This window comes from Caproiciproducens lactatisolvens (assembly GCF_052443335.1).
GTDB lineage: Bacteria > Bacillota > Clostridia > Oscillospirales > Acutalibacteraceae > Caproiciproducens.
Genome location: NZ_CP195750.1, coordinates 994,050 through 1,020,941, shown reverse-complemented (window position 1 = coordinate 1,020,941; position 26,892 = coordinate 994,050). Strand labels below are relative to the sequence as shown.

Sequence of the window (26,892 nt, the reverse complement as noted above, 5' to 3'; positions counted from 1 at the left end):
TCATCCCCCTGCTCTAAATGATTACTCCACCTGATTCGGCTCTATAAATCCGACGGTTACCACCGTTCCGGGCGCCACCTTGGTGCCCTCGGCAATACTCTGTGAGTTGGAAACCGGGTTGGTCCCGTTGGTCAGCGCCGCACCGGAGATACTGATATTGATTCCCGCATCCGCGGCCTTCTTGTTGGCGGCGGAAAGGGAAAGCCCGGTCAGTTTCGGCACCGTGACCGTCTTGCTGGAACCCGAATCGTCCGTAAACAGCACCACCGTACCGTTCTGCGGAATGGTTTTGCCCGGTTCCGGAACCTGAGAAACAATTTTGTCCCCGTTTCCGTAAACCTTCGGCGTCAGCTTCATCCTGGCAAGATCCGCTTTGGCCGCCGGAATGGTCTTTCCCACAACGTCCGGAGCGTTTACGTCAAGCTTCGCCAGCTCCGAATCGGTATATTTGCGTTCCACGCCGAGGTACGGCAGGATTTCCTCCATCGTTCTGGAGAAAACAGGGCCGGCTACGGCGGCGCCGTAGTAGCTGTCGCCGTGCGGTTCGTCAAAGAACACCAGCATGGCTACCTGCGGATCGTCCGCGGGGGCAAAACCCAGATAGGACGCGATGTACTGCATGGTCCCGGTCTTCTGGAACACATCCATTTTCTGGGACGTACCGGTCTTTCCGCCGACGCGGTAGCCGGGCAGATAGCCGTTTTTCGCCGTGCCGATGGTGGCGTTGGTCTGCAGGATTTTGCACATGCGCTGGGAAATGTCGGTGGAAATCACCTGACGCTTCGGCGTTGTATCGGCGGATTTCACGATATTGCCGTCGGCGTCGATAATCTGGCTGACCACATGGGGCTGCACCATATAGCCGCCGTTGGCGACCGCAGAGGCCGCGGTAATCATCTGAATAGGCGTAATACTGAAGTTCTGCCCGAAGGATTCCGTGGCAAGCTCCACGGGGTTCAGCTGGGCGGCGGTATAATAGATGCTGCGCGACTCGCCGGGCAGATCAATGCCCGTCTTGGCCGTCAGGCCGAACGCGGTAAAGTACTTAAAGAAATTGTCGGGGCCCAGCCTTTCGCCGAGCTGTACGAAAACTGGATTGCAGGAATTGCAGAGTCCCTGCACAAAGGTTTCGCTGCCGTGGCCGTACGACCTCCAGCAGTGAATCGTTCTGTCCGACACCTTGATGGAGCCGCTGCAGAAGAAGGTCGAGTTTTCATTGACCACGCCCTCTTCCATCGCGGAGGAACCCGTCACCATTTTGAAAACGGAGCCCGGATAATAGGTATCGCTGACCGACTTGTTTCTCCACTGCTTTTCCTGCGCGGCTTTCAGCGCGGCGGTTTTCTCTTTTCCCTCGGGCATCGCGGCAATCTGGGCGGCCTCCGTCGGGTCCGCTACGACAAACGGATTGTTCGGGTCGAAATCCCCTTTGACCGCCATTCCTAAAATCGCGCCGGTCTTCACATTCATGACGATCGCGCAGGCGCGGTTGCCGACCTTGTTGGTGATAACGCCTTCCTCCAGATTTTTTTCAAGGAAGTGCTGGACCACCTCGTCGATAGTCAACACAAGGCTGGAACCGTTCTGGGCTTCCACCTTCTGCTCATACTGAAAGGGCATATCCGTACCGATGGCGTTTTTCGCGGTGACCAGCTTTCCCGGCACGCCGGTCAGATAGCTGTCGTACTGCTTTTCAATGCCGTAAAGGCCTTGGCTGTCCGTACCGGTAAAGCCCAGAACGGAAGCCGCGAACGCTCCGTACGGGTAATATCTTTTATAGTCCTCGATCAGCCGGATTCCGCTGCCGATGTCATTGTCCGCCTTGAACTTGAGGACCTCATCCTTTACATCCGTTTCCACCTTGCGCTTGAGCTCGTCGTAATATGTTTTTTTCTTGCTACGCTCGATGATTTCGTTTTTGTCCATGCCCAGAATCTTCGCCAGGCCGTCCGCGATTTTTTCCCGGTTCTTATCCGTGATAAACGCGGGCTCCAGCACTACCTTCCACACGGTGGCGCTCTGGGCGAGCGGCTTCATATTGCAGTCATAGATCGTACCGCGCTGGGCGCTGATGGAGGTATCCTTCAGCTGCTGGTCGACCGCGCGGGTCTGAAGGCTCTCCCCCTCCACCAGCTGCAGTCTGGCAAGACTGAAAATAATCGCGCCGAAGCCGACGGCGATCAGCACGACCAGCACAAAGATCGTACGGCGCCACATTCTGATTGTCGTCCCTTTTGCCATTGCTGTTCCTCCAAAAAGACTATGTTACAAAAATGAGAGTCAAGATTCGCTCTCAACTCTCCTTTTTTTGCATACCAAACCAAACATCTCAACAAATTTGGGTAGTAATACTTATTTATCAATTATTTTTTTTATGACAATAATTGCAGGATAGAGTTCCAAAGCGAAGTGAGCCAGTTTTCATCCCCGCTCTTCTGGACAACCTGCGTTTTATCCCCCTTGGAAAGAGAGATCGGCTCCACCTGATTCTGTTCAATTTTTTTCAGGCCGAGCTGATTGGTCGCATAGTTTTCCACGGTCTGCAGGGAAAGCTGGGAGTCGGATTTCATTTGAAGCTGCGTATAAACACTTTCGCTTTCGTTGAGCGTTTTTGTCGCGGCGTTCAGGTCCTCGGTCAGCTCGGTCAGCTGTACCTGTCCGTAAACCATGGTTCCCACAATGCCGACCATAATGGCAAAGGTCAGGAAAGTGGATACGGCGCGGAAGAAGCCGATCTTTGTCCTTCTGTTTTGCTCCAGTTTTTCCTTGGGAAGTTCTATAATATTGCTTTTTCTGGCGGGTCCCTGCTGCTGTCGTTTGGGTTCAAACAATGCAAAATCATACGCTTCGTTGCTGTTTGGAGAAGCCATATTTTCACTTCCTGTCATAAAATTTATTTTAAATGGATTTTTTACAATTTAATGCAGACGCGGAGCCTTGCGCTGCGGCTGCGGGGATTTTCTTTCAGCTCCGCCTCACCCGGTGCAAGCCCTTTTTTGTAGAGCAGCTCTGCTTTCGGCTTTTTGCCGCACACACAGACCGGAAAATCCGGCGGGCAGGTACAGCCCGTACACCAGGAAGCCATGCGCTGCTTTACGATTCTGTCCTCCAGCGAATGGAACGTAATGACCGCGAGTCTTCCGCCGGGCTTTAAGATGGAAAACGCGGCGTCCAGTCCTTCGGACAGCCTGTCCAGTTCCCCGTTGACCGCGATTCTGAGCGCCTGAAAGGTTTTCCTCGCGGGATGCCCCTGTTCGCGGCGGACCGCCGCGGGGACGGATTCCTTGATGATCTCCGCAAGCTCAAGGGTCGTCTGAATCGGTTTCTGTTCCCGGGCCTTTACGATTCCCTTTGCAATGCCGCGCGCATTCCTGTCTTCGCCGTAACGGCTGATGATCTGCGCAAGCTCCTGCCATGAGAGGCTGTTGACCAGCTCCGCGGCGGAAACGCCCGTCCGGCTCATGCGCATGTCAAGAGGCGCGTCCGAATGGTAGGAGAACCCGCGCTCCGGGTTGTCCAGCTGATAGGAGGACACCCCTATATCGAGTAAAACGCCGTCGGCGGGGACAAGCTTCAGGCTTGCCGCCACTTCGGCCATTTCGGAGAAATTCGCCTGATAAACAGTGGAACAGCGGTAGGATTTCAGCCTTTCGGTCACGGCTCTGACCGCGTCGGGGTCCTGGTCGATGGAAAGGAGCCTGCCCGTAGTCAGCCTGTCCGCAATGGCCTGCGAATGCCCTCCGCCGCCCGCGGTCCCGTCAATATAAACGCCGTCCGGATGAATATCGAGGCTTTCAATGGTTTCATCGAACAAAACCGGCTTATGAAGAAATTCCATACTGATACCGCCCGCTTAAAGCTCAAGCATATCCATTGCCTCGGCTATGCTTTCCTCTGTCAAATTGGAATTGAAGTCATTCCAGCGTTTGCTGTCCCAAATTTCCGCCCGGCTTGACGTACCGATGAAGGTTACGTCCTTTGTAAGCTGCGCGTGGTCGCGCAGGACCTGCGGAATGAGGATACGCCCCTGCTTGTCCGGTTCGACTTCCGCCGCGCCGGAAAAGAAAAAGCGCTGAAGGCCTCTCGCTTTGGAAATCGGCATTGCCTTTACCTTGTCCTGAAGCCTTGTCCACTCCTCGGGTGAAAGCACAAACAGACAGCCGTCCAGCCCCTTTGTGATGTAAAAATGCTCGCCCAGATCCTCACGGAATCTGGCCGGAACGATCACACGGCCTTTCGTGTCTATATTATGTTGGTACTCGCCGATCAACATTGCAAGCCACTTTTCGGGTAAAAGCACGTCTTGAAAACCACTTTGTGCTACTTACCCCCACCTTTCACCACTTGTGTTTTGATTATAGCGTATTTATTTTTAAAATGCAACTGTTATTTTTTTGATTATGTCAACCAAATTCCCTTGTTTTTGCATATAAAATCCTATATTGGTGCAGTAAAAAAACCACGATACAATATCTTGTACCGTGGTTTTTAAAAAATTGGAAAATTTTGTTTAATTTTGACCGGAGCGCTGGGACGCTTTAATATTCTGCCTGGTCTGGCGAAGCTCCGCAAGGTTGGCGGCGAGACCGTCGTCCGTGCGTTTCATCAGATCGTCTATGTAATCGTTGGAGGCCTTGCGCATTTCCCGGAATTTCGCCTGCGCCTGACTGAGCAGGTCGTTGGCCTTCTGCTGTGCCTGTTTGACGATTTCATCCTGGTTTACCATGGCCTTGGCACGTTCCTCCGCCACACGGACGACGGTCTCGGCCTCGCGCTTTGCGTCGCTGATGATCTGCGCGCGGTCCGCGCAGATTGCCTTTGCCTGCCGGATTTCCTGCGGAAGGCTTTCGCGGATTTCATCAAGGATCTGTTTTACCTCGTCGCCGTCCAGCACCGCGCGTCCGCGGCTGAGGGGAAGGCTCCAGGCCTTCTCTACCATATCGTACAGTTCGTCAATTAAATCTTCGGTGTTTAACTCACTCATCATGCGATTCCTCCCCTGCATTTAATCTTTCTTTGATGTCGCTCAAAATACACTCCGGCACGAAATTGGAAACGTCCCCGCCGAAACGGGCGATCTGTTTGACAATGCTGGAGCTTAAAAACATATTTTCGGCGCTTGTGGTCAGGAACATGGTTTCCAGATTGGGGTTCAGCTTTTTATTGGTAAGCGCCTGCTGAAATTCATATTCAAAGTCCGACAGGGCCCGCAGTCCCTTGACAATTGCCGTCACGCCGCGCTCGCGGGCGTAATCGGCAAGCAGCCCGTCGAAACCGACCACTTCCACGTCCTTCATCTCACAGGTACAGCGTTTCAGAAGCTCGATTCTTTCCTCCACCGTGAACAGTGTGTGCTTTTCCGGATTTACCAGAACGGCGACAATGGTCTTGTCAAAAACCTTGCGTGACCGGTTGATAATGTCCAGATGGCCTAAGGTAACCGGGTCGAAGCTGCCCGGGCAAATTGCAATTTTCATGATTCGGTCACGTCCTTATGTCTGTATAGGGTAAGCTGGATTTTGCCGTGGCGGTAGCTGCGGGCGCGGATAAAATCGCCCGCTGTTTCCGGCAGTTCCTCGTCGCGGGGATGCTCGCAGATAATGGTCCCGCCCGTGTTCATCACCTGTGCGGTCATCGGCAGCGCCCGCTGAAGCAGCCCGGTACGGTAGGGCGGGTCCAGAAACGCAAGATCAAAGCGCTCGCGGTTCTGCAGCAGAAAAGCGGCGAAATCCATTGTTTTGATCACCGCGTTTTCGGCAAGGCCCGTATGCTCCAGATTTTTCTCCACGACAGCAATGGAATTCCTGCTCGCATCGACAAAAACCGTCTGCTTTGCGCCGCGGCTCAGCGCCTCAATTCCAAGCTGGCCGGAACCGGCGAAAAGGTCCAGCACCCGTCTGCCCTCAATCTGGAACTGAATGGCGCTGAACAGCGCTTCCTTGACCCTTTCCGGCGTAGGGCGGACGCTTTCGCCCTCCAGTGTGGTCAGCCGCGAACCGCGGGCAGACCCGGTGATTACTCTCATATATGGATCTCCTTAAAAATTACAAAATAATCCTATAAACGTTATTATCCCATTATAAAGGCGCTGTGTCAACTTTTTTCCTCTTCCGGATGGAAATAACGGAACAGATTCTGCGCGGCCGGCTTCGTCATGCCCGGCGCGGCGGACAGTTCCGACAGATCCGCATTCCGGATCGCCCGGATGGTCTTGAAGTGCTTTAGCAGCGCTTTGGCGCGGGCCCGTCCCACACCCTCGATGGAGGTCAGTTCGGAGGAAATAGTTGTCTTTTTGCGCGCCTGCCTGTGGTATCCAATGGCAAAGCGGTGCACCTCGTCCTGAATGGAAGAAACCAGCGTAAAGGCCTTGCGGTTGGAATTGATGGCGATTTCTCCCCCGTCGGACGCAATGGCCCGGGTGCGGTGCTTGTCGTCCTTGACCATACCGAAAAGCGGAATCTTCAGCCCCGCGGCTTCCAGCACGGGCCGGACCGCACCGACATGTCCCTTGCCGCCGTCCAGCAGAATCAGGTCCGGCAGACGTCCGAAGCCGTCGGTAATATTTTTTCCCTGTGCGTCGAAATATTCATGAAAGCGGCGTTCAATTACTTCCTGCATGGAAGCGTAGTCGTCCTGCCCCTCCACCGATTTGATTTTGAATTTCCGGTAGGCGGATTTCAGCGGCCTTCCGTTTTCAAACACGATCATGCCAGCCACGTTCTCGCTGCCGGCAAGGTTCGAGATATCGTAGGATTCAATATAGAGAGGAGGCTGTTCCAGCCCCAGAAGCCGGCCGAGCTCGTCCAGGGCGGAGGCCTCCCGCACGGTCCGGCCCGTAGCCTGAGCCACCTGCTCCGCCGCGTTGTTGCGGCACATTTCCACAAGCCGGGCCTGCTCTCCCTTCTGCGGAACGGTGACCGTCACTTTTCTTCCCGCCTTCTGCGTCAGCCATTCCCCCAGAAGCTCCGTGTTTTCCGCGGAGCCGTCCAGACAGACGCGCGGCGGAATCCGGTCGCGCATGGTGTAATAGCGCTCTATAAATTCCCCGCGGGCAACCTTGGGATTTCCGGTTTCCCCCATTAAAAAAGTTTCGCGGTCGCAGAGGCGGCCGTTGAGAAAACGGAAAACTTCAAAGCAGCTTGTTTCGGCGCCCTGCGCCAGCGCGATAACATCCTGCTCCGGCACGCGCGCGGCCACCACCTTCTGCCGGTCGCTCATGCGCCTGATGGCCGTCAGACGGTCGCGGATGCGCGCGGCGCGTTCAAATTCCAGCGCCTCGGCGGCATCGTTCATCTTTTTTTCCAGCTGGTGCATGCTTTTGGCACTGCCGCCGCGCAGGAAATCGATGGCTTCCTCCACGTACTCGTTGTACTCCTCCTCGCCGATCCTCCCGCGGCACGGCGCGCAGCACTGCTTGATATAATAATTCAGGCACGGCCTCGCTTTGCCGATATCCTGCGGAAACCTGCGCGAGCAGGACGGCAGCCGGAAAATTTTCAGCGCCTCGTCGATGGCTTCCTTGGTCGCCCACGAACTGACATAAGGGCCGATGTAATTCGCGCCGTCGTCAAGGATCTGCTTCGCCTGTGAAATCCTTGGCCACGGCCCGGAGGTAATCTTAATATAATGATAGCCCTTGTCGTCCTTTAACAGGATGTTGTATTTCGGGGTGTGCTGCTTGATCAGGCTGCACTCCAGCACCAGGGCCTCGAATTCGCTGTCCGTCAGAATATACTCAAAATACTCCACGTTGGCGACCATGCGGCGCACTTTCTCGTCGTGGTTCTTTTCGGAACCGAAATACTGGCTGACACGGTTTTTCAGCGCCTTTGCCTTGCCGATATAAATGATCTTGCCCGACTTGTCGTGCATGATGTAGACGCCGGGGCTGAGCGGAAGGCGCATGGCGCGGCTTCGGAGCTCCCTGATATGTTTTTCATGGTCTGTCATGATACCCTCCTCTGCTGCGCAACCCGGAACAATCAGCACGGGTTGTAAATACAAAAAAGCACCGCCGGTTAAGCGGTGCTGTTTGGCAGAATAAATTACTCGGTAAAACCGGACTGAACCAATTCCACAAGGCTGTTTACCGCCTCTTCTTCATCCGTGCCGTCCGCAATAATGCGGATGGTGGTCCCTCCGACAATACCAAGGGACAAAACGCCCAGAAGGCTTTTCGCGTTCACGCGTCTTTCTTCTTTTTCCACCCAGATAGAGGATTTGTATTCATTCGCCTTTTGAATAAAAAATGTAGCGGGGCGCGCGTGAAGGCCCACTTGATTCTGAACCAGTACTTCTTTAACACACATTACTTCATTCACTCCTAAACAGAAAGTCGTTTCCGCATCATCATTAATAAATAAAAAATATCAGTTTCATTGTTATTTTTCTATGATTCACAGTTATTATATCACAATTCAGCATACCGTCAACTAAATAAAAAAACTTTGGATTGATGACCGAATCGGGTGGATTATGTTCGGCATTGCTTTGTGCAATGTGCCATAATTGTTGAAAACTTTTGTTTTCTCTGCTGTACTGTTCCCATTTTTCTTTCGGTTCATGCTTCGTTTCCGTTTTCCGTTTCGGTTTTTTTCGTCTCGGAAAGCAGTTTGGCTAAAAACTCCGTGTCCTCTTTTGTCAGATCGGCCTTTTCCAGCAGCTCCGGCCTTTTCTGCAAAGTACGCAGAACCGACTGCTGCCTACGCCATTTTCTCACATTTTCATGATGGCCCGTCATCAGTTCGTCCGGGACCCTGACCCCGCGCCACACCGCCGGACGGGTGTACTGCGGATACTCCAGAAGGGAATGAAAATGGCTCTCCTCCCGAAAGCATTCCTCGCTGGAAAGGACCCCGTCGACCATCCGGCAGACCGAATCCGCCAGCACCAGCGCCGGAAGCTCGCCGCCGGTAAGGACATAGTCCCCGATGGAGATCTCCTCATCCACGTACCGGTCGATAATGCGCTCGTCGATTCCCTCGTAATGGCCGCACAGAAGCGCAAGATTCGGGAGCTGCGCCAGCTCTTTCACACGCTGCTGTGTCAGGGTTTTCCCCTGTGGAGACAGGTACACCAGATGGGGCTTTTTCCCCAGCTTTTCAATTAAATCGTCAATACACAGGGCAATCGGCTCCGCCATGAGCAGCATGCCCATGCCGCCGCCGAACGGACAGTCGTCGACCCTGTTATGTTTATCATATGCAAAATCACGGATTTGGTGGCAGTACACCTCGATCGCGCCTTTTCTGCGTGCCCGCCCGATGATGCTTTCGGACATGACTGCCTCGCACATGTCGGGGAAAAGGGTGAGAAAATCAATCCGCATCATCAAAAATCCCCCTAAGCGGCCGTATCTGCATTTTACCATTCGTAATATTGATATCTATAATTACTTCCGGTATTGCCGGAATCAAATAGTTCTTCTTATTTTCCGACGTAATCTGATAAACATCGTTTGCGCCGGTGCGCATAATTTCCGTCAGGGTCCCGTAGTAGATGCAGGTATCGGCGTCAAAAACCTCCAGTCCGATCAAGTCCTGCATAAAATACCGGCCCTTGTCCAGCTTTACGTCGTCGCGGCTGATGTAGAGAATTTTGCCGCGCAGCACGTCCCCCTGCTCAATGGTGGAAATCCCCTCCAGCTTTAAAAGCAGCTGCGTTTTGTGGACGCGCGAAGAAGTGACTTCCAGCTTTTGAGCGCCTTTGTCCCAATAAAGCGTTTTGAACTGGGCCAGGAACTCGGCCGAATCGCACCAGGGATCCACGCGCAGTTCCCCCTGAAGGCCATGTGTCCCCACAATTTTGCCCGCCTCCAAAAACTGATTGACCATAATATCCTCCATGAATCAATAGGATTCCCCGCGGCGGCTTTTCTACACCTGCCCATTCGGCGTAACTGTCTGAGAGCATCGCCGCAGGCGTCCCGAAAGCGAGAACTCCCCGGTTTATTAGACCCCTCAGTCAGGCTTTGCCTGCCAGCTCCCTCACAGAGGGAGCCAAAAAGAAGTTGCTTTGCCTGACCGGCTGCCTGGAACGCTTAGTGTGTTTTTCTCAGGCGCAGGACGGGGATTTTCTGAACGAATTTCAGCAGCGTATAAAGCATGGCCACATTCACCGGGAGTAAAAGCAGATTTGTCACGACGCGTACGGAGAGAACCACAAGAAAGGCCTTGCCATACATGATGGAAAGCCACAGGGAATTCAGAAGGAAGTTCACCAGAACCATCACAATGGTATTGGCGGCCAGAACCCTCCATACCGTCACCGGTTTTTTGTAAAGAATGAGTCCGTAAACGAACCCGGAAAGAAAGGCGTTCAGGGTAAAGCCGGGAAAAAACGGACCCGCCGGGCGAAGCACGTAATTTACCACGTCCCCGATGGCCCCCACAATACCGCCGACAACCGGGCCGTACAAAAAGCCCGACGTTGCGATGGTCAGAAAGGAAAACCGTATCTGCAAAATGTCGGAAACGGGTACGGTAAAAATGCCCAGAACGGCATTTAAGGCGATCAACAGCCCGCACATTGCAATGGTTGTTACGTTCCTCAGCTCCTGAACGGATGATTTAACAGACTGAAAAGAAAAACTCAAAGAAATTTCCTCCTTTATGTTGTGTATTCATCTGCTACATAAAAGAGGGAATCCTCAGAGTATGCAGCAGCGGGATGCGAATTTTGTACCGCAAGTTTCCTTTTCGTCCGCCTGACAACTCCCCGTTCAGGCGGCACTTAACGCACAAAATTCTACTCTGCCATAATTATTTTCTGTTTGCCCCGTTACCCGGGGCGGCGCGTTTCTACAAAGCAGGGCCGCAACAGCACTGTTGCAGCCCTGCCTGAACGCTTAGTCAATCTCAACGGATACTTTCCCGTTGCTGCGGGTAGCGGCGGCGCGCATGACAATGCGAATCGCTTTGGCAATGCGGCCCTGCTTGCCGATCACCCTGCCCATGTCGTCTTCGGCAACGTGCAGGTGATAAACAACGGTTCCTTCCTCGTTGGGCTCGTCAACGTCCACGCGAACGGCGGACGGGTCTTCGACAAGTCCCTGTGCAATCGCAATCAGCAGTTCTTTCATTGTTTTATCCTCCGCGATTACAGTACGCCGTGTTTCTTGAACAGAGATTTCACGGTGTCTGTCGGCTGTGCGCCGTTAGCAATCCATTTCTTGGCCTTTTCAGCATCCACCTTCACGACGGACGGCTCCTCGAGCGGATTGTAATAGCCGATTTCTTCAATGAAACGGCCGTCGCGCGGAAAGCGGGAATCTGCAACAACTATACGATAGAAAGGAGCTTTTTTTGCACCCATTCTGCGTAATCTAATCTTTACTGACATGATGTTTCACCTCCACAAATTGATCAATATCTTCACCAAAAGGGAATTCCTTCTTGGATGAATTCAATTAAAACGGCATCCCCATGCCGGAAAAGCGCCGCTTTCCGCGGCCTTTCATCTGCTTCACCAGCTTCTGCATCTGCTCCAGCTGCTTGATCAGACGGTTGACGTCCTCCACCTTCATCCCGCTGCCCGCGGCCATGCGCCGCTTGCGCGAGGGGTTGATGACGGACGGCTTGCTCCGCTCCTCGGGGGTCATGGAAAGAATAATCGCCGCCACACGGTCCATCTGACGGTCGTCGATGTCCACGTCCTTGAGCTGTTTATCCATTCCGGGCATTTTGGAAAGCACATTCTTGAGCGGCCCCATTTTCCTTACCTGCACCAGCTGGTCGAGCAGGTCGTTGAAATCCAGCTTGTTCTGCATCAGCTTCTGGGCGGTCTTTTCCGCGGCATTGCGGTCAAGCCTGCTCTGCGCGTCCTCAATGAGGGTGAGCACGTCGCCCATGCCGAGGATACGCGAGGCCATGCGGTCCGGGTGGAAAACTTCAAGGTCCTGCAGCTTTTCGCCGGTACCGGCGAATTTGATCGGCTTGCCCGTCACCGCGCGCACGGAAAGCGCCGCGCCGCCGCGGGTGTCGCCGTCCAGCTTTGTCAGGATCACGCCGGTGATGTTCAGCAGCTCGTCAAAGGTTTTCGCGACATTGACGGCTTCCTGGCCGGTCATGGAGTCCACCACAAGCAGAATCTCGTGCGGGCCGATCTCGTTTTTGATGTTTTTCAGTTCGTTCATCAGGACTTCGTCGATCTGAAGACGGCCGGCGGTATCGATCAGGACCATGTCGTTGCCGTAGTCTCTGGCGTGCCTGACGGCGGCCCTGCAGATTTTCACGGGGTCTTCCCGCCCCATTTCAAAAACGGGAACACCGGCGTTTTCGCCGACGACCTGCAGCTGTTTGATGGCGGCGGGACGGTAAATGTCGCACGCGACCAGAAGGGGCCTGTGGCCCTTGTTTTTCAGCATCAGCCCCAGCTTTCCGGCGTGGGTGGTTTTACCGGCGCCCTGCAGGCCGCAGAGCATGATAATGGTCGGGGGGGACGGAGGGCTGGCGAGCTTCGCGTCGCTTCCGCCCATCAGAGCGGTCAGTTCCTCGTTTACAATTTTAATCACCATCTGCGCCGGGGTCAGGCTTTCCATCACCTCGGTGCCGACGGCACGCGCGCTCACGGTATTGGTAAAGTCTTTGGCGACCTTATAGTTTACGTCGGCTTCCAAAAGGGCAAGGCGGACTTCGCGCATTGCTTCCTTTACGTCGGCCTCATTCAGTTTTCCTTTTGATTTCAGCCGTTTAAATGCGGCCGACAGCTTATCGGCAAGACCTTCAAATGCCAACAGGGGCCCTCCTTCCTATTCGCAGAGCTTTTGGGAAATATCAAGAATCAGCTTCGCGTTGTTTTCAAGCTCATTGGAATATATGTAATGATCGTTGTATTCTTTAATCTGTTCGGCAGCGGAGCTGATGTGCTCCAGACCGCTTCTCATCTCACGGAAACGGCGGGCCAGGCCCAGGCGCTCCTCCATGTCCAGCAGCTGAAATTCGGCGCGCTTGATGGAATCGCGTACCCCCTGGCGGGTAATGCCCTGGTTGTCCGCGATTTCGGAAAGCGATAAATCCTCGTTGTAATAATATTCGATTACCTCGCGCTGTTTGTCGGTCAGCATATCCCCGTAAAAATCAAGCAATAACGATATTTCCAGATTTTTCGACATCCGATACCCCTCCATTCAGCCTGTAAAGTAATTAACTTTACAGTTACAAATTATACAATAAAACGCGGCGCTTGTCAATAGGAAAAAAGGCCGAAGCGCCGCGCTTTTTATTTTTCACCGGGATTGATTACAGAATCGATTTCAGCTGCTCTTTCAGGTAATCCTCCAGTTTAGCCATATCCACGGAAAAATTCAGCAGGAATTTCCTGTCGCGGACCTCCATCCCGCTGATGCTGCCCGGGGCGTCGTTCGGCATTTCATAGGTGCCGAACATCGGCGGCGGCAGGTACAGGATATTGCCCTCCCGCCCGGCGCCTTTCGGAAGGGAATCCATGGCATGGGAAAGCGCCCACGCGGGATCGACCGGCAAACGGCCGATTTTCACGGAGTTGACCGCGGCGCGGATCTCCTTTTTCGCGCTGTCCCAGCCGACCGTCAGGTTGGCGCTGACGCCCAGCTTCATCCCTTTGTAGGAAACGGGCAGATAGGCGTCAACGGTGTTGTCGCTGTTGACGGTAAGCCGCACTCCGGAAACGGCGCGCTGTCCGTTCTGCGCAAGCTTTTGGGTCATCAGCGCACCGACCTCTTCCCCGGTCAGCTCGGCCGGCTTTCCGGTGCCGGCGGCGACAAGGAGCTTTGCGGTCACCGCGGAAGAATCCGTTTCCCCGCCTGGCGCAAGGGGTGCGTTGGGGTCGTTCAGAGCCAGCGCAAACAGGATCCCGACGACCGCGAGCAGCAGAACAGGCACGGACACAAGAATGATCAGAGGCCCTTTTTTTCGGGTTTGCGTCGTTTTCAGAACAATTTCCCCCTCTTTACAGAATCAGGACGAACGTACCGGCAGTAATCAGAATTCCCCCGAGAATGGTCTTCATGTCTATTTTTTCATGCAGGAACAGAAACGCGAGGACAATTGTGATGACCACGCTGAATTTATCGATCGGAGCGACCTTGGAAACCGGGCCGATCTGGATCGCTTTGTAATAAAAAAGCCAAGAAAGGCCCGTTGTGATGCCGGACAGGACCAAAAACAGCAGGCTTCTCTGTGTAATGTTTTTGATTCCGGTATTCGCTCCGGTAAAAAAGACGATTCCCCACGCAAGAACCAGCACCACAACGGTTCTGACCGCTGTGGCGAGATTGGAATTGACATTCTCGATACCGATCTTTGCCAGAATCGACGTCAAAGCCGCAAACAGCGCGGACCCAACTGCGTAAACAACCCACATCACGCCGCCTCATCTCCGATCATTATTTTAATTCCACAATGGTAACGCCGGCTTCTCCCTCCCCGAACACGCCCAGCCGGTAGCTGCGCACGCTCGGGTGCCTTTTCAGGTGCTGCTGCACCGCTGCGCGCAGGGCCCCCGTTCCTTTGCCGTGGATAACGGTAAGCTGCTCAATACCGCTGAGCAGCGCCGAATCGATAAACCGGTCGACATTCATAATGGCTTCTTCCGTCGTCTGCCCGCGCAGGTCCAGTTCGGTCGTCACCTTTGCCTGCGCCCTGCCCGTGACATTTCTGGTAACCGTCCTGCGCTTTTCCTTCCCTTTTTTCTCCTGCACCAGCCGCAGATTGGAAAGCGGCACCCTCGTCTGGATGATGCCCGCCTGCACCAGAACGTTCCGGTTGTTTCCCTCCGGCAGCTGCAGCACCGTTCCCTGCTTGTCAATATCGTAAAGCAGGACGGTATCCCCCACCTGCAGCGGACGCGGCAGCACATACGGGCCCTCGTCCTTTCTGCCGTGAATGGGATCGGCCGTTTCCTCCAGAACGCGCAGCCCGGCTTTCAGCCTTGCCTTCTGCTCTGCGGAGAGCGTTTTGTTCTGCTGTTTTTTCAGTTCTTCCATTTCGTTCAGAAGGGCGTCGATCTGCCCGCGGGTACGGGAAACCAGTTCGGAAGCCTGCTGGCGCGCCTTCCCGATCTCTTTGTCCGCCTCGGCCTGGATGCTGCTGCGGATTTCCTGCGCTTCCTTCTGCGCCCGAACGGCTTCCAGATGTGCCTGCTCCGCTTTGGCGCGTTCGCCCTCCAGCTTCTGGCGGCTGGTTTCCAGGCTTTGGACCACGTCCTCAAACCGCGTGTTTTCACTGGATACCAGCTCTTTCGCGCGGTCGACGATCTCTTCGTCCATGCCAAGGCGCAAAGAGATGGCAAACGCGTTGGAGCGCCCCGGCACGCCGATCAGCAACCGGTAGGTCGGCCGCAGCGTCTGTACGTCGAACTCGCAGCACGCGTTTTCCACGCCGTCTGTCTGCAGCGCATAGGCTTTCAGCTCCGCGTAGTGGGTCGTAGCGGCCACCCGTGCGCCCTTTTTGCGCAGAGCCTCCAAAATCGCCATCGCGAGCGCCGCGCCCTCGACCGGGTCGGTCCCCGCCCCCAGCTCATCCAGCAGAATCAGGCTGTTCTCATCCGCCTGACCGATGATCCGGATGATATTCGTCATATGCGCCGAAAAAGTGGACAGAGACTGTTCGATGCTCTGCTCGTCGCCGATGTCGGCCAGCACCTGATGAAAAACGGAAATCTCGCTGTTTTCCGCCACCGGCAGCATCAGCCCGCACATGGCCATCAGCGTAAGCAGACCCACCGTTTTCAGCGACACCGTTTTTCCTCCCGTATTGGGGCCGGTAATCACCAAGGTGTCAAAATGAACGCCGAGTTCAATGTCCGTGGGGACGACCCGGTTCTTGTCAATCAGCGGATGGCGCGCCTTTTTCAGCAGGATTTTCCCCTTGTCGTTCACCGCCGGAAGGCTGGCCTTCATCTTATAGCCCAGGCTCGCCTTGGCGAAAATCAGGTTCAGCTCCACCGCGGCGCGGTACCCGCTGATGATCCCGCTGGAAAAGTTGCCGGTCTCCGCCGAAAGCTCGGCGAGGATCCGCTCTATTTCCGCCTGCTCCCGCGACTGCAGCACCCGCACCTCGTTGTTGGCCTCGACGACCCCCATCGGCTCCACAAACACGGTCGCGCCGCTTGCGGAGGTATCGTGCACCAGTCCGGCGATTTCTCCCCGGAACTCCGCCTTGACCGGCACGACGAACCGGCCGCCGCGCAGGGTGACGATCGGGTCCTGCAGATATTTCTGGTAGAGCGGGGAGCGGATCATTTTGTCGAGCTGTTCCCGGACGCGGGAGGACGCGGAACGGATTTTGCGGCGGATGGACGCGAGCTGAACGGACGCGTTGTCCGACATTTCCTCCTCGGAAAGAATCGCGCCGTAAATCCGGTCCTCCAGATATTTGTTGGGCATCAGCGAATCGAACCGCCAGTCCAGGCAGCTTTTTACCCCCGCGCTTTTCGCGCGCCAGTCCACAATCCCGCGCAGCGTGCGCAGAACGCCCGCGATGCGCAGCAGCTCGGCCATGTTGAGCGTGCCGCCCGCCTCCGCGCGACGCAGGGAATTGGTCATGTTGTACAGCCCGCCGAAGGACGGCGCGCCGAAGCGGGCCATCAGCGTAAAGGCCTCGTCCGTGTCGGCCAGGAGCCGCCGTACCTCGGAAAGGGAAACGGACGGGGTAAGCTGCAAAGCGAGCTCCGCCGCGTCCTCACACGCCGTTTCGGCCGCCAGCAGCTTTCGTATTTTATCGAGCTCCAAAGCCCTGTAATGTCTTTGCATCGTATCTTCCATAAGTTACCTCTACCTATTTCTATGAAAATGAAGTCTTCTTTATCCATGATATAAAGGCCGCCGAAACATCCTCACCCCCTGCCCCCTCCCATTTCAGGAAAACTGCCTATTTGCGCTTTTATAAAAAGGGGAAGGGTCAGGGGTGGGGGGAAACACTCGAAGAGAAAGCGCTCCGGTCTCACCGGCATCGCCGGCGGTTTTGCTACACAAAAACAAACTGAGTGAAAAACATGTAAAGGAGCGTTCCTCCCCCAATGCTCAGCAGCGTATTGTGCTTCCATTTGTGCAGAAAGACCACCGCCGCCACGGAAATCAGCTCCGGTGCGCCGAACGGCGCCGAAAAAACGGAGATCCCCTTCAGACAGTAGACGATCAGCATCCCCATCACCGCGCAGGGAAGCACCCTGCCCAGATAGCGGACAAACGCCGGCGTCTCCTTCCCCTGCGGGAACAGGAGAAACGGCAGGGCGCGGGTAAACAGCGTGATCAGCGCGATCACGAAAATCAGGATCAGGGCCTGACCGGACGTCAGCGTCATACGGTTCCCTCCCTTTCAGCGGCTTTCCCGAAAAGGCTGAGGACGGCGGCGATCAGCGCCATGGAGGGCAGGATAAAATTCCCCGGCCCGAACACGGCAAGGCACAAAACGGAACCGCCCAGTCCGACAAGGGCGGGAAAATGGTTCCTGTTATTTTCCCACTGATCCACAAAGATAACCGTAAAAAGCGCTGTCATTACAAAATCAATGCCCTTTGTATTGAAGGAGACCAGAGAGCCGATCAGGCCGCCCGCCGCCGCACCGGCGACCCAATAAAGCTGGTCAAGGAGGGAAACCCAGAACAGAAACCGGTTCTCGTCGACGCCTTCCGGCGCGCGGGCGCTGCACAGCAGGGAAAAGGTTTCATCCGTCAGCGAAAAAATCATGTAAGGCTTTTTCTTTCCCATGCTCCTGAACCTCTCCAGCATGGAAATTCCGTAAAAGGTATGTCGGGCGTTGACCATCAGGGTCATCAGCGCCGCCTGCAGCGGCAGAAACGGGCCGGACAAAAGTCCGATTGCCACAAACTGCATGGATCCCGCGTAGATAAACACGCTCATCAGCACCGCCCAGCCCCAGCCGTACCCTTTGCTGTTCAGCAGGATTCCGAAGGCGGCGCCTAAGAAAAGATAACCGAGCATCACCGGAATGGTGTGCGGGAAAGCCGCGCGCAGCGCGTTTTTATGCTTCAAAAGGTTTTCCCCCAATCATTCTAACCGTTCGTTGATTCGTCCTCTGTTTTCATCTGTCTGTAAAATTCCAGCGTATTAAAGCTGCGCTCCAAGGTGGATAAAACGTACTGCTCGCTCGCCGCGGAAAGCTCCTTCAGCCCCTGTTTCGACAGGCTGAAGGAAAAGAGCTTCTCAAAATCGGCGTAAATAATATGCCGCAGGCCGGTCAGCGCGCCGCGGCTCAGCCGGACGGCGGGTTCCGCAGAATCCGCAAAGCAGTCCCTGCAATCAATCAGTCCCTTGCGGGGAAGGAAGAACATCTCCTCCGCCTCATAGCACGAGCAGCCGGAGCAGCAGATCAGATTGGGCATATACCCCGCGAGCGAGAGCATTTTCATTTCCACGATCGCCTTGATCTGTGCGTTCGGCCTTAAGCCCTTGCACAGAAAGTGAAAGGAATTGAGCATTAAACGCAAAAAATCCCCGGCCTCGGCTTCCTGCGGCGCCAGCGCACCCGCCAGCTCACAAAAATATTGGGCAAGGGAAAGACGCTCAATATCCCTGCGAAGGTCAAAAAAAACTTCAATGGGCTGCGCGTCGTCAATTATGTATTTATCCCGCCCCTTGAAAATCGTGAGGCGGGAATAACTGAAAAGCTGCGTCGCGGAAAGTTTGCTGTTTTTTAATTTTTTAGCCTGCTGCGCAAAAGCGCGCACAACCCCTTCCCCGCTTGTAAGTACGGTGACAAGGCGGTCGCTTTCACCCACGGAATTCTCCCTGATGATCAGGCCTTTGGTCTCTATCTGCATCCGCGCCCTCCCGCATCTGCCTTTCTTCATTACTGTGTTTGCATTGGCTGTAGATCAGATAATCGCTGATATTTCCGGTATGTTGAAAACAATTCCAAGCTGTTTGTTCATCCATATTTTCCGCTCCCTTTTCATTTTCTGATTTAAGTATTTGCCTTAATTCAGCTTATATGAGCGGTAAATAAATGAATTAAACCCATAATCAGACAAATTTCACTGCAAAGATGTGCTTTGTCTAACCGTTGAAGGAATTGCTGTCAAACCCAAGGCTGCGCAAAACCGCGGTGCGGTTGCGCCAGTCCTCTTTTACCTTTACCCAGAGCTTCAGATTGATTTTACAGTCAAAAAAACGTTCCATATCGGCACGGGCCAGCGTACCGACTTTTTTCAGCATCGCCCCGTCCCTGCCGATGATAATCCCCTTATGGCTTTCCTTTTCGCAGAAAACCGTAGCCTCCATATCGGTGATGCCGCTTTTGTCCCCGCGCTCGTGCATGCTTTCCACCAGAACGGCAATGCCGTGCGGGACCTCTTTGCTGCACAGGCGCAGCAGCTTTTCCCGGATGATTTCCGCGGCCAGCACGCGCTCGGGCTGGTCGGTCAGCGTATCCTCCTCAAAGAAATGCCCGCCGGGCATCGCAAGCTTTTCCAGCTCTCCGGTAAGGTCCCTGACTCCGTTGCCGTCCATCGCCGAAACGGGGACCACGGCCTCAAAGTCGTAAAGCGCGGACAGTTCGGATATCTGCGCCATCAAAACGCTCTTGTCCTGCAGCAGGTCGATTTTGTTGATCGCCAGCACCGCCGGGATTTCGATCGACCTGAACCGTTCGATCAGTTCCTGGTCCGCCGGCGAGATTTTTTTGCCCGCTTCCACTACCAGAAGGCAGGCGTCCACCCCGGAAACGGACTCCGTAACGGAGCGCACCATGTACTCCCCAAGCTGATTATGCGGTTTCAAAAGACCGGGCGTATCAATAAAGACCAGCTGGTATTCCCCCCTGGTCAGAACGCCCATGATACGGGTACGCGTCGTCTGCGGTTTATTGGAAACGATAGCGACCTTCTGTCCGATCATCGCGTTCAAAAGGGACGATTTCCCCACATTCGGGCGGCCTACTATCGCAATAAAAGCGGATTTTTCCTGTTTCTGATCCACCATGGACTCTTCTCCTTATTTCTCTCGTTTTTTTCTGATATAATCGCGGATGCCGGTGGGTCCCATAACGATATAAACCATGCTTGCCGCAGTCACCGCAGCAAGCAGCAAAAGCATGGGCGGGCTGGAGGCAAAATACCGGAGGATCCTTCCGAAGGCCTCGGGCTGCCAGAAAACGCACACGCCGACCGCAGCCGCGAAAACGGCACAGACCAGAACCGCGCCCGCCGCCATATCCTTGATAATGCGCACCACGGGGTGAAAGCTCGCCGCCGTCAGGTCGCAGAGCTCCTCCGCGACGGTGTTGAACAGTTCGGCGGTCATCACCATGGCGGTTACAATCATAACGGCGGCATAGCTTGTCCGTGACATTTCAAAAAAGAACGAAAAGACAAATACATACAGTGCAGCCACCGTATGTATCCGCATATTCCGTTCATTATTGATGCAGTAGATGATTCCGCGAAAAGCATACCGAAAGCTTTTAAAAAACCGCAAGCTTATTCCTCATCCTCGTCCAATACATAGCTGCTTGTGCTGGGAAGGCCCAGCTGGGTCATGACCAGCTCTTCCTTCTCACGCATATGGACCCGCTGGATTCCGCCGTTTTCATGGTCGTATCCAAGCAGATGCAGCATGGAGTGCACGGAAAGGTAGCCCACCTCGCGCTCAAGGCTGTGGCCGTAGCGTTCCGCCTGTTCCACCGCCTTTTCCATGGAAATGACGATGTCGCCCAGAATTTTCGCACCGGTGGAATGGTTGATGTCGTACACGCCGTTTTCCCCCATGGGGAAGGAAAGCACATCGGTCGGGACGTCCTTTCCGCGGTACTGCCTGTTCAATTCATGAATCTGCTCGTTATTTACAAAGGTGACGCTGATTTCTGCGGGCGATCCGAATTTTTCCATACGCAGCACAGCGTTGCAGCAGCGCCGAACCAGCATGCGCAAACCCGTAGGAATTTTAACCTCTTTCTGCTTATTTTCAATGATAACTCTCACTTTTTCCATGGCCTTTAATGCCCGACCTCCTCGTTTTTCTCATATGCTTTGATAATGTCCTGCACCAGTTTATGGCGAACGACATCTTTTTCATTGAATCGTACCTGTGCGATATCGTCAATGTCGCGCAGAATCTTCACGACGTCCTTCAGGCCGGACCTGCGCCCGTCCGGAAGATCTATCTGGGTAATATCCCCTGTAATCACCATTTTGGAATTGAATCCCAAACGGGTGAGAAACATCTTCATCTGCTCCGGCGTCGTGTTCTGCGCCTCGTCCAGAATAATAAAGCTGTCGTCAAGCGTTCTTCCGCGCATATACGCCAGCGGGGCCACTTCAATATTGCCGCGCTCCACATACTTCTGATACGTTTCCGCGCCCAGCATGTCGAACAGCGCGTCGTACAGCGGGCGCAGGTACGGGTCCACCTTCTGCTGAAGGTCGCCCGGAAGGAAGCCCAGCTTCTCCCCCGCCTCCACGGCGGGACGGGTCAGGATAATGCGGTTGACCTCCTGCGCGCGGAACGCCGTGACGGCAAGGGCCACGGCCAGATAAGTCTTTCCGGTTCCCGCGGGGCCGACCCCGATGGTGATCGTGTGGTTTTTAATCGACGTACAGTACTTTTTCTGCCCGAGTGTTTTTGCCTTGACCGGCTTTCCTTTGGACGTTATACAAATGCAGTCCCCCGCAAGTGTTTCAATTTTATCTTCGCTGCCTTCATTCACAAGGGAAATACAGTAGCGGACGTTCTGTTCGCTTAAAGCCTCTCCCCGGTTGACGAGGGACAGCAGGCTGTCAATTGCGCGGACGGCCGGCGCAACATCTTCCGGATCGCCGGAAACCTTGATTTCACTTCCGCGTCCGACAATGCCCACATGGTACTCTTTTTCGATCAGCCTGATATTTTCATCAAAGTTGCCAAAAAGAGCGACCGCCTGTTCCATGCGGTCAATATTGATCCTTTGTTCAAACATTCTATCTCCTTTTGAAGATTTGCCCAGCGGTGGAAAACCTTCCCTCAGATAAATTAGGTCCATTATAACACAGTAAGCCTATTAAGTCACCATGATTAATGACAAAAATATCATTATTTTATTAATATTTCCGATTCCTGGGCAATATTTTCCTCACATTTTGCTTGGATTGTGTAAATCAGCCCGGAATCGGTAAATCTGGCGTCCTCGCTGGCGGAAATGATCTTCGCGTCCTTCAGTTCCTCCTTCTTTTTCTGTTCCATCTGCTCCTTTGCCTCGGCAAGCGCCTGCTCTTTTGTCAGCGTGATAGTTTCCGTTTTCTCCTCCGTCCATTTCTCCTCGTAAAAGCCCAGGGGCAAAACGGAATTCATCAGCTTCAGGTCGGTGTGGACGCCTTCCGTCCGGTAGTTTCCCTGCGGCTTTCCCGCAAAGGTGAGCGGCACGCGCGCGCCGAACAGGCACAGGCATCTGCGCGTGAGCGTTTTCCCCGTTGGCTTCACCTCGCTGCGCTTTAAATCGACTTCGGTCGAAAGGGTGCGGGAGGTTTCGGCAATGATTTTCCCGGCCGCGTGCCTGAGCGTGGAGTAGCCGAGGTTATCCTCGACAACACAGCTGATCAGCAGCTGCCCTTCCACAACGGCGTCGCCCTCGCTGACCTGCGCGGTGCCGGTATAAACGTCCATGGAAAGGATCTGGCCCGTACGGGCCGCCTTGATATTGCAGATCGTTTCGTGCTTATCGCCGACAATCAGCGGCCGGTCGACCTTTTCCTCCAGATGGACCTCTGCGGAGCATCCTCTGGTGTTGACCGAGAGCCACCCGATCCGGGGAAATTTCAGCATGAGCTTCTGCTGCAGCATCTGGGGCTGTACGCTTGATTTCAGCGCGCCGGGCGTGACGCCCAGGCGCACCAGCTCCGCCTCGATCTGTTCGGTCGGGATGGAGGTATTCCCTTTTACCTCGATGCTCCAGACATGGAGCGACAGCAGATGGACGATCACCATAAACAGAACGGCGCCCGCCAGAATTCCCCTGCGCCTGCGGATTCCCTTCGTAGCGAACGGAAAGCCGTGCCGCTCGCGGACTTTCAGCTTTGCGTTCGCTTTTCGCGCGCAGGGCCGCAGCGCGCGGTAGTTTTTTACGGCAACACAGGCTCCTCCCTCTTTTCCCGCCGCGATATCCCAAAGATAGATTCCGGCACGGGCACAGTTGTTCAGAAAGCGTTCCTTGCTGCCGCCGACAACGGAAAACCGGGCGTAGCCGAGGAGCCAGCGCGTCAAATGTAAAGAAATCATTCCGCCACCTCACACAAGAAACTCAATTCCTGTCAGGAATCCCGTTACCACCAGGGAATCCGCCGTCAGGCATTTGATGACCAGTCCGCGTCCCGTGAAGCGCACAATCAGTTTTCCCGTCTTGATTCTGACCGCTTCGGTGTCGTATTCCAGCACGCCGCTGCAGCCGTCGACAATCACTTCCTGATTTCCGTTTATCTCCATATGAGTGGGCATCTGCAGCGTTGACGTCAGCTTGCGGATATTGATTTTTTTCTCCAATTGAATCCCCGCCCTACATCGAATTTATCCTATAAAGCCTATGCGGCGGACGGCGTAAATATCCGCGCGGCGACATATATATAAGGTTATGAAAGGGTGGATCGTCATGAGAATAAAACAGGTCCTGCTGCTGACTGCGACATTTCTGGCCGCCTGCGCGCTGCTGATTTTTCCTGCGGCGGCGACGGCGGGGGCTAAAAACGGAATCGGATACTGCCTGCAGATTCTTGTTCCCTCGCTGTATCCGTTTATGGTACTTTCCGTTTTTGTGGTCAAAAGCGGGCTGTCGGAAAAAATCGGACGGGTGTTTGAGGTTCCGTGCCGCAGTGTTCTGAAGCTGCCGGGCAGTTCGGCCGCGACCATTCTGATGAGCGCGATCGGCGGATACCCGACCGGGGCGCGCGGTATCGCGGCGCTTTATGAAAACGGCTCCGTCAGCGAAAAGCAGGCTTCGCGCATGCTCTGCTTCTGCGTCAATTCCGGCCCCGCATTCGTCATTACCGCCGTTGGGGTCGGATTTCTGCACGACGAGCGCTCAGGGGTCATCCTGCTGATTTCACAGCTTGCCGCATCCCTGATTCTGGCTCTTGTGTGCAGCATCGGCGCAGAAAACGAAGCTCCCGCTCCCCGGGCGGGGAAAAAGCGAGTCAGGAACCGGGCCGCAGACGCCCTGATTCTGTCCGCTGCGGACGCGGCGCGCGCCATGATCAACATGTGCTGCTTTGTCATTCTGTTCGCGGCTTTCCTGAATTTGCTGCGCCAGTGGGCGGCGGGGCCGCGCGCCGCCGCGGCGCTTTCGGCTCTGCTGGAGGTAACGGGCGGCTGCTCCGACCTGGCGAAGCTTGGGGTGCCGCTGTGGGCGGTTTCGCTCGCGATCGGCTGGGGCGGAATCTGCGTCCATTTCCAAGTTCTGTCCGCCGTTTCCAATATCCGTGTGAACCTGCCCCGTTTTATGCTGTTCCGCCTGCTCCACGGCATTACCGCCGCGGCGCTCACCTGGGCTCTGCTGTGTATCTTTCCGGAGGATGTGGAAGTGTTCAGCACAACGTCCCAGCAGCTTACGGGGGACTTTTCCGGCTCCGTTCCCGCCGCCGCCGCGCTGATCGCGCTCTGTGCGGCGCTGATTTTCAGCCTGCCGCGTGAAAAGCTGGAAATGAAGGAAGAATAATGTTATAATAATATTGTCAAATTTTTTATGGAAAATGCAGGAATTTAAAAATCACCCGCTTACGGCGGGCGGGAAATCCTATAGGAGAATCAAAATGTTTGGGAAAAAGAAAGCAAAGCTTTTCGGCAATCACATAGAGACGGACTGCAGGCACTGTGCAAACGGCTCCGATTTCGACGGCGCAAGCGTGTGCAGGCTCGGAAGATACCTCGACCCCGACGGCGGCTGCGGCCGTTTTGTCTACGATCCCTTAAAACGCACTCCCGTGAGCATGCCGGCGCTCAAACCACACAGCGCGGAGGAATTCAAGCTGTAGGAAAAAGCCTGATACATACGGAAATCCGGCGCCTCATATGGCGCCGGATTTCTTTTTATGGAGAATCACTGGATCTGTTCTGTGAATACATCGCCGCCATCCCCATTCGAAAGCGCCTGCACTTTGGAGTCTTTTTTGTTAAGGAAATACATTCCCATCGAACCTGACGACACAATAGCAGCCACAAGCAGCCAGGAGAAACGGTAACCGGAAAAGGACAGAACCCTGCCCATAATAAGCGGACCCAGCGCGTTGGCGGTTCCCTGCAGGAACAAGCGGGCTGCGTTCATCCGGCCAAGATGGGCACTGGGAGAATGCTCCGCAATAAATTCCCCGATATTGATCACGATTAAAATCTCTCCAAAGGTGTACAGCGTTCCGGCAATCAAAAAGAGAGGAATATTCTTTGCGAAGGCAAACAGGACATAAGCCGCAAAGTAGAATATCCCTCCGCCGGTTACAACCGCGAGCGGATGGTATTTCATGGTCAGCTTCGTCAACAATGGGGTAAATGCGGTGCAGATGACGGGGTTTACGATGCTGATAAAGCTGTAAAAACGGGCTCCGTTCAATCCGTACAGTTCATTGAATTGCAGCGGCAACATAAAGCTCCATTGAATATAGGTAAAATCATAGATAAATAGAAATAAAAAGAAAAAGAGCAGCACCGGTGTTCTTTTCAATACCCCAAAAGAGAAAACATCCTTACCGGTATCCGCATGGTTAGACGTATCGGTATTCGCTTGCCGACCTTCTTCCGGCAGCCTGATATACAGGGCGATCAAGCCGGTTGACAGCAGGGTTGTTACCGCATCCAGAATAAATAAAAACGGCAGGTGTTTTTCAAACAGCAGCCCACCGATCAGCGGGCTGACTGCCATGCCGATATTGATTCCGAGATAGAGAAGGGAGTAGGAGGCCTTTCTGTTTTCCGGAACGGTGAGTCTTGCCACCATGGTCTGATACGCGGGAGAAGCGGCCACAAACAGATCGGCCGCAATCATAATAAACACCAGAATCGTGGTATGGTCTTTTGTAAATCCGCACATAAAATAGAAAAGAGAGCCAAGAGTCTGACAGAAAACCAGCATTTTTTTCTGGCCGACCGCGTCAATCAGCTTTCCGCCCAGAAGCAGACAAGGCCCCTGAGAGAGGAGTAAGAGGGCGGAAAAATTTCCGGTCTCTGTTTCTGACATGCCCAGCTTCCGGGAAAGAATCAACGTAAGAAGCGGAAGCACAAAGGAGCCGATGCTGGTGATGATACGGGCGGTAAATAACAGGTAAACTTCCTTTGGCAAACCGTTATAAGCCGAAAAGCTTTCTTTGATTTTAAATATCATTGCTGCTATCCCCGGTGCGCGCATAGAATAATGTGAATTCATAGGGTGCGGTTCCCTCAATTGGCTGTGCATGCGCGTCGCAGAAAGCAAGGAACTTGTTCAAAACGGCCATGTCTCGTTTGCTTAGATAGAGTGTTCCTGAAAAGAATTCTCCGGTCTCCGGAGAGGACGGTGCGCCGGATTCGTCAGAGGACTCAACCGTATCGGCCCAACGGTTAAAATTCTCGCTGACATGGTTCTGCAAAACCGCACGCCGGACACCCGCCGCCTCTTTGGGAATCTTTTTCAGACTGACGCTCACATTCGTCAGCCGGTAAAACTTCGCTGTAAAGCCGTGAATCTTTTCGGTGCGCGCAAGCTCCACAAGGCCGGCGGCTTTTAGCTCGGCAAGATGATGTCCCGCGCTGGACGGGGCAACTCCCAGCGCGTCCGCCAGCTGCTTTGCCGTCATTCCATTTTTGTTACGCCCCAAAAGGAACAAAATTCTTTGGCGCAGAGGATGCATATAGGTTCTCAGTTCCTTTTCCGTTGTAAGATAAAGGATTTTCCGTTCCATATCGGCCTCCAACATAACAATAGTTGTTATGTCCATGATTATACCATAATAATTATTGGTATGTCA

32 protein-coding genes and 1 riboswitch are annotated in these 26,892 nt (G+C 54.3%); of the genes, 2 read left to right on the top strand and 30 right to left on the bottom strand.

All coding sequences use genetic code 11. From position 1 onward, the window contains the following. Positions 1-21: 21 nt before the first annotated feature. From ACRQV7_RS04980 to ACRQV7_RS04845, 28 genes are all read right to left on the bottom strand, one after another. Positions 22-2,241, bottom strand: coding sequence for a penicillin-binding transpeptidase domain-containing protein (locus tag ACRQV7_RS04980; RefSeq protein ID WP_444659678.1), 2,220 nt, complete (start codon positions 2,239-2,241; stop codon positions 22-24). A 131-nt stretch (positions 2,242-2,372) separates the two neighbouring features. Then, positions 2,373-2,870, bottom strand: coding sequence for a hypothetical protein (locus tag ACRQV7_RS04975; protein ID WP_275712820.1), 498 nt, complete (start codon positions 2,868-2,870; stop codon positions 2,373-2,375). Positions 2,871-2,911: 41 nt separating this feature from the next. Then, positions 2,912-3,838 carry a 16S rRNA (cytosine(1402)-N(4))-methyltransferase RsmH gene (gene rsmH, locus ACRQV7_RS04970; protein ID WP_444659677.1) on the bottom strand — a complete coding sequence of 309 codons (927 nt, stop codon included), beginning with the start codon at positions 3,836-3,838 and terminating at the stop codon, positions 2,912-2,914. Between the two features lie 15 nt (positions 3,839-3,853). Next, positions 3,854-4,273 (bottom strand): division/cell wall cluster transcriptional repressor MraZ, encoded by a 420-nt coding sequence (gene mraZ, locus ACRQV7_RS04965; RefSeq protein ID WP_275712823.1) that lies wholly within the window; start codon positions 4,271-4,273, stop codon positions 3,854-3,856. Between the two features lie 237 nt (positions 4,274-4,510). Further along, positions 4,511-4,984: an ATP synthase F0 subunit B gene (locus tag ACRQV7_RS04960; RefSeq protein WP_141827642.1), complete on the bottom strand. Its 474-nt coding sequence runs from the start codon at positions 4,982-4,984 to the stop codon at positions 4,511-4,513. Further along, the gene (gene coaD, locus ACRQV7_RS04955; RefSeq protein WP_275712826.1) at positions 4,977-5,477 is read right to left on the bottom strand and encodes a pantetheine-phosphate adenylyltransferase; all 501 of its coding nucleotides are present in this window, start codon (positions 5,475-5,477) and stop codon (positions 4,977-4,979) included. The genes ACRQV7_RS04960 and coaD overlap by 8 nt, the downstream gene beginning before the upstream one ends. After that, positions 5,474-6,025: a 16S rRNA (guanine(966)-N(2))-methyltransferase RsmD gene (rsmD, locus tag ACRQV7_RS04950; protein WP_444659676.1), complete on the bottom strand. Its 552-nt coding sequence runs from the start codon at positions 6,023-6,025 to the stop codon at positions 5,474-5,476. Before rsmD ends, coaD begins: the two co-directional genes overlap by 4 nt. A gap of 68 nt (positions 6,026-6,093) precedes the next feature. After that, positions 6,094-7,950, bottom strand: coding sequence for an excinuclease ABC subunit UvrC (gene uvrC, locus ACRQV7_RS04945; protein WP_444659675.1), 1,857 nt, complete (start codon positions 7,948-7,950; stop codon positions 6,094-6,096). Between the two features lie 95 nt (positions 7,951-8,045). Further along, positions 8,046-8,309: an HPr family phosphocarrier protein gene (locus ACRQV7_RS04940; RefSeq protein ID WP_038323319.1), complete on the bottom strand. Its 264-nt coding sequence runs from the start codon at positions 8,307-8,309 to the stop codon at positions 8,046-8,048. A gap of 251 nt (positions 8,310-8,560) precedes the next feature. After that, on the bottom strand, positions 8,561-9,328 hold the full coding sequence (gene trmD, locus ACRQV7_RS04935; protein ID WP_444660221.1) for a tRNA (guanosine(37)-N1)-methyltransferase TrmD: 768 nt from the start codon (positions 9,326-9,328) through the stop codon (positions 8,561-8,563). After that, positions 9,318-9,833, bottom strand: coding sequence for a ribosome maturation factor RimM (gene rimM, locus ACRQV7_RS04930; protein WP_444659674.1), 516 nt, complete (start codon positions 9,831-9,833; stop codon positions 9,318-9,320). The genes trmD and rimM overlap by 11 nt, the downstream gene beginning before the upstream one ends. Positions 9,834-10,039: 206 nt before the next feature. Next, positions 10,040-10,594 carry a folate family ECF transporter S component gene (locus tag ACRQV7_RS04925; protein ID WP_275712833.1) on the bottom strand — a complete coding sequence of 185 codons (555 nt, stop codon included), beginning with the start codon at positions 10,592-10,594 and terminating at the stop codon, positions 10,040-10,042. Positions 10,595-10,659: 65 nt separating this feature from the next. Further along, positions 10,660-10,756, bottom strand: a riboswitch (THF riboswitch). A 90-nt stretch (positions 10,757-10,846) separates the two neighbouring features. Further along, a complete protein-coding gene (locus ACRQV7_RS04920; RefSeq protein ID WP_275712834.1) occupies positions 10,847-11,080 on the bottom strand; it encodes a KH domain-containing protein in 234 nt (77 codons plus the stop codon). Positions 11,081-11,097: 17 nt separating this feature from the next. After that, on the bottom strand, positions 11,098-11,340 hold the full coding sequence (gene rpsP / locus ACRQV7_RS04915; protein ID WP_038323312.1) for a 30S ribosomal protein S16: 243 nt from the start codon (positions 11,338-11,340) through the stop codon (positions 11,098-11,100). 67 nt (positions 11,341-11,407) lie between these two features. Then, positions 11,408-12,733, bottom strand: coding sequence for a signal recognition particle protein (gene ffh / locus ACRQV7_RS04910; RefSeq protein WP_275712835.1), 1,326 nt, complete (start codon positions 12,731-12,733; stop codon positions 11,408-11,410). Positions 12,734-12,748: 15 nt separating this feature from the next. After that, the gene (gene ylxM, locus ACRQV7_RS04905) at positions 12,749-13,111 is read right to left on the bottom strand and encodes a YlxM family DNA-binding protein (protein WP_275712836.1); all 363 of its coding nucleotides are present in this window, start codon (positions 13,109-13,111) and stop codon (positions 12,749-12,751) included. A gap of 127 nt (positions 13,112-13,238) precedes the next feature. Continuing rightward, positions 13,239-13,865 carry a hypothetical protein gene (locus ACRQV7_RS04900; protein ID WP_444659673.1) on the bottom strand — a complete coding sequence of 209 codons (627 nt, stop codon included), beginning with the start codon at positions 13,863-13,865 and terminating at the stop codon, positions 13,239-13,241. Positions 13,866-13,926: 61 nt separating this feature from the next. Continuing rightward, positions 13,927-14,340 carry an EamA family transporter gene (locus ACRQV7_RS04895; RefSeq protein WP_275712839.1) on the bottom strand — a complete coding sequence of 138 codons (414 nt, stop codon included), beginning with the start codon at positions 14,338-14,340 and terminating at the stop codon, positions 13,927-13,929. Between the two features lie 22 nt (positions 14,341-14,362). Continuing rightward, positions 14,363-16,729, bottom strand: a complete 2,367-nt coding sequence (locus tag ACRQV7_RS04890; protein WP_444660219.1) for an endonuclease MutS2 — start codon at positions 16,727-16,729, stop codon at positions 14,363-14,365. 214 nt (positions 16,730-16,943) lie between these two features. After that, positions 16,944-17,279 carry a branched-chain amino acid transporter permease gene (locus ACRQV7_RS04885; protein ID WP_444659672.1) on the bottom strand — a complete coding sequence of 112 codons (336 nt, stop codon included), beginning with the start codon at positions 17,277-17,279 and terminating at the stop codon, positions 16,944-16,946. Continuing rightward, a complete protein-coding gene (locus ACRQV7_RS04880) occupies positions 17,276-17,920 on the bottom strand; it encodes an AzlC family ABC transporter permease (RefSeq protein ID WP_444660217.1) in 645 nt (214 codons plus the stop codon). Before ACRQV7_RS04880 ends, ACRQV7_RS04885 begins: the two co-directional genes overlap by 4 nt. 71 nt (positions 17,921-17,991) lie before the next feature. Continuing rightward, positions 17,992-18,759: a DNA repair protein RecO gene (gene recO / locus ACRQV7_RS04875; protein ID WP_444659671.1), complete on the bottom strand. Its 768-nt coding sequence runs from the start codon at positions 18,757-18,759 to the stop codon at positions 17,992-17,994. A 235-nt stretch (positions 18,760-18,994) separates the two neighbouring features. After that, on the bottom strand, positions 18,995-19,918 hold the full coding sequence (gene era, locus ACRQV7_RS04870) for a GTPase Era (RefSeq protein WP_444659670.1): 924 nt from the start codon (positions 19,916-19,918) through the stop codon (positions 18,995-18,997). 12 nt (positions 19,919-19,930) lie between these two features. Beyond that, a complete protein-coding gene (locus ACRQV7_RS04865; RefSeq protein WP_444659669.1) occupies positions 19,931-20,413 on the bottom strand; it encodes a diacylglycerol kinase family protein in 483 nt (160 codons plus the stop codon). A gap of 2 nt (positions 20,414-20,415) precedes the next feature. Beyond that, positions 20,416-20,925, bottom strand: a complete 510-nt coding sequence (ybeY, locus tag ACRQV7_RS04860) for an rRNA maturation RNase YbeY (RefSeq protein ID WP_038323234.1) — start codon at positions 20,923-20,925, stop codon at positions 20,416-20,418. Positions 20,926-20,930: 5 nt separating this feature from the next. Next, positions 20,931-21,890 carry a PhoH family protein gene (locus ACRQV7_RS04855; protein ID WP_444659668.1) on the bottom strand — a complete coding sequence of 320 codons (960 nt, stop codon included), beginning with the start codon at positions 21,888-21,890 and terminating at the stop codon, positions 20,931-20,933. Positions 21,891-22,003: 113 nt separating this feature from the next. Then, positions 22,004-23,185: a sporulation protein YqfD gene (gene yqfD / locus ACRQV7_RS04850; protein WP_444659667.1), complete on the bottom strand. Its 1,182-nt coding sequence runs from the start codon at positions 23,183-23,185 to the stop codon at positions 22,004-22,006. A 9-nt stretch (positions 23,186-23,194) separates the two neighbouring features. After that, positions 23,195-23,446, bottom strand: coding sequence for a YabP/YqfC family sporulation protein (locus ACRQV7_RS04845; protein WP_444659666.1), 252 nt, complete (start codon positions 23,444-23,446; stop codon positions 23,195-23,197). A gap of 106 nt (positions 23,447-23,552) precedes the next feature. Here ACRQV7_RS04845 and ACRQV7_RS04840 point away from each other — a divergent pair, with 106 nt between their 5' ends. Then, positions 23,553-24,614 carry a nucleoside recognition domain-containing protein gene (locus ACRQV7_RS04840; RefSeq protein WP_444659665.1) on the top strand — a complete coding sequence of 354 codons (1,062 nt, stop codon included), beginning with the start codon at positions 23,553-23,555 and terminating at the stop codon, positions 24,612-24,614. A gap of 94 nt (positions 24,615-24,708) precedes the next feature. After that, complete coding sequence (locus ACRQV7_RS04835; protein ID WP_444659664.1) at positions 24,709-24,930, top strand: hypothetical protein; 222 nt, start codon at positions 24,709-24,711, stop codon at positions 24,928-24,930. A gap of 65 nt (positions 24,931-24,995) precedes the next feature. Here the strand turns inward: ACRQV7_RS04835 and ACRQV7_RS04830 are convergent, their stop codons facing one another. Further along, positions 24,996-26,270 carry an MFS transporter gene (locus tag ACRQV7_RS04830; protein ID WP_444659663.1) on the bottom strand — a complete coding sequence of 425 codons (1,275 nt, stop codon included), beginning with the start codon at positions 26,268-26,270 and terminating at the stop codon, positions 24,996-24,998. Beyond that, positions 26,260-26,826 carry a winged helix-turn-helix domain-containing protein gene (locus ACRQV7_RS04825; RefSeq protein ID WP_444659662.1) on the bottom strand — a complete coding sequence of 189 codons (567 nt, stop codon included), beginning with the start codon at positions 26,824-26,826 and terminating at the stop codon, positions 26,260-26,262. The genes ACRQV7_RS04830 and ACRQV7_RS04825 overlap by 11 nt, the downstream gene beginning before the upstream one ends. Between the last annotated feature and the right edge of the window lie 66 nt (positions 26,827-26,892).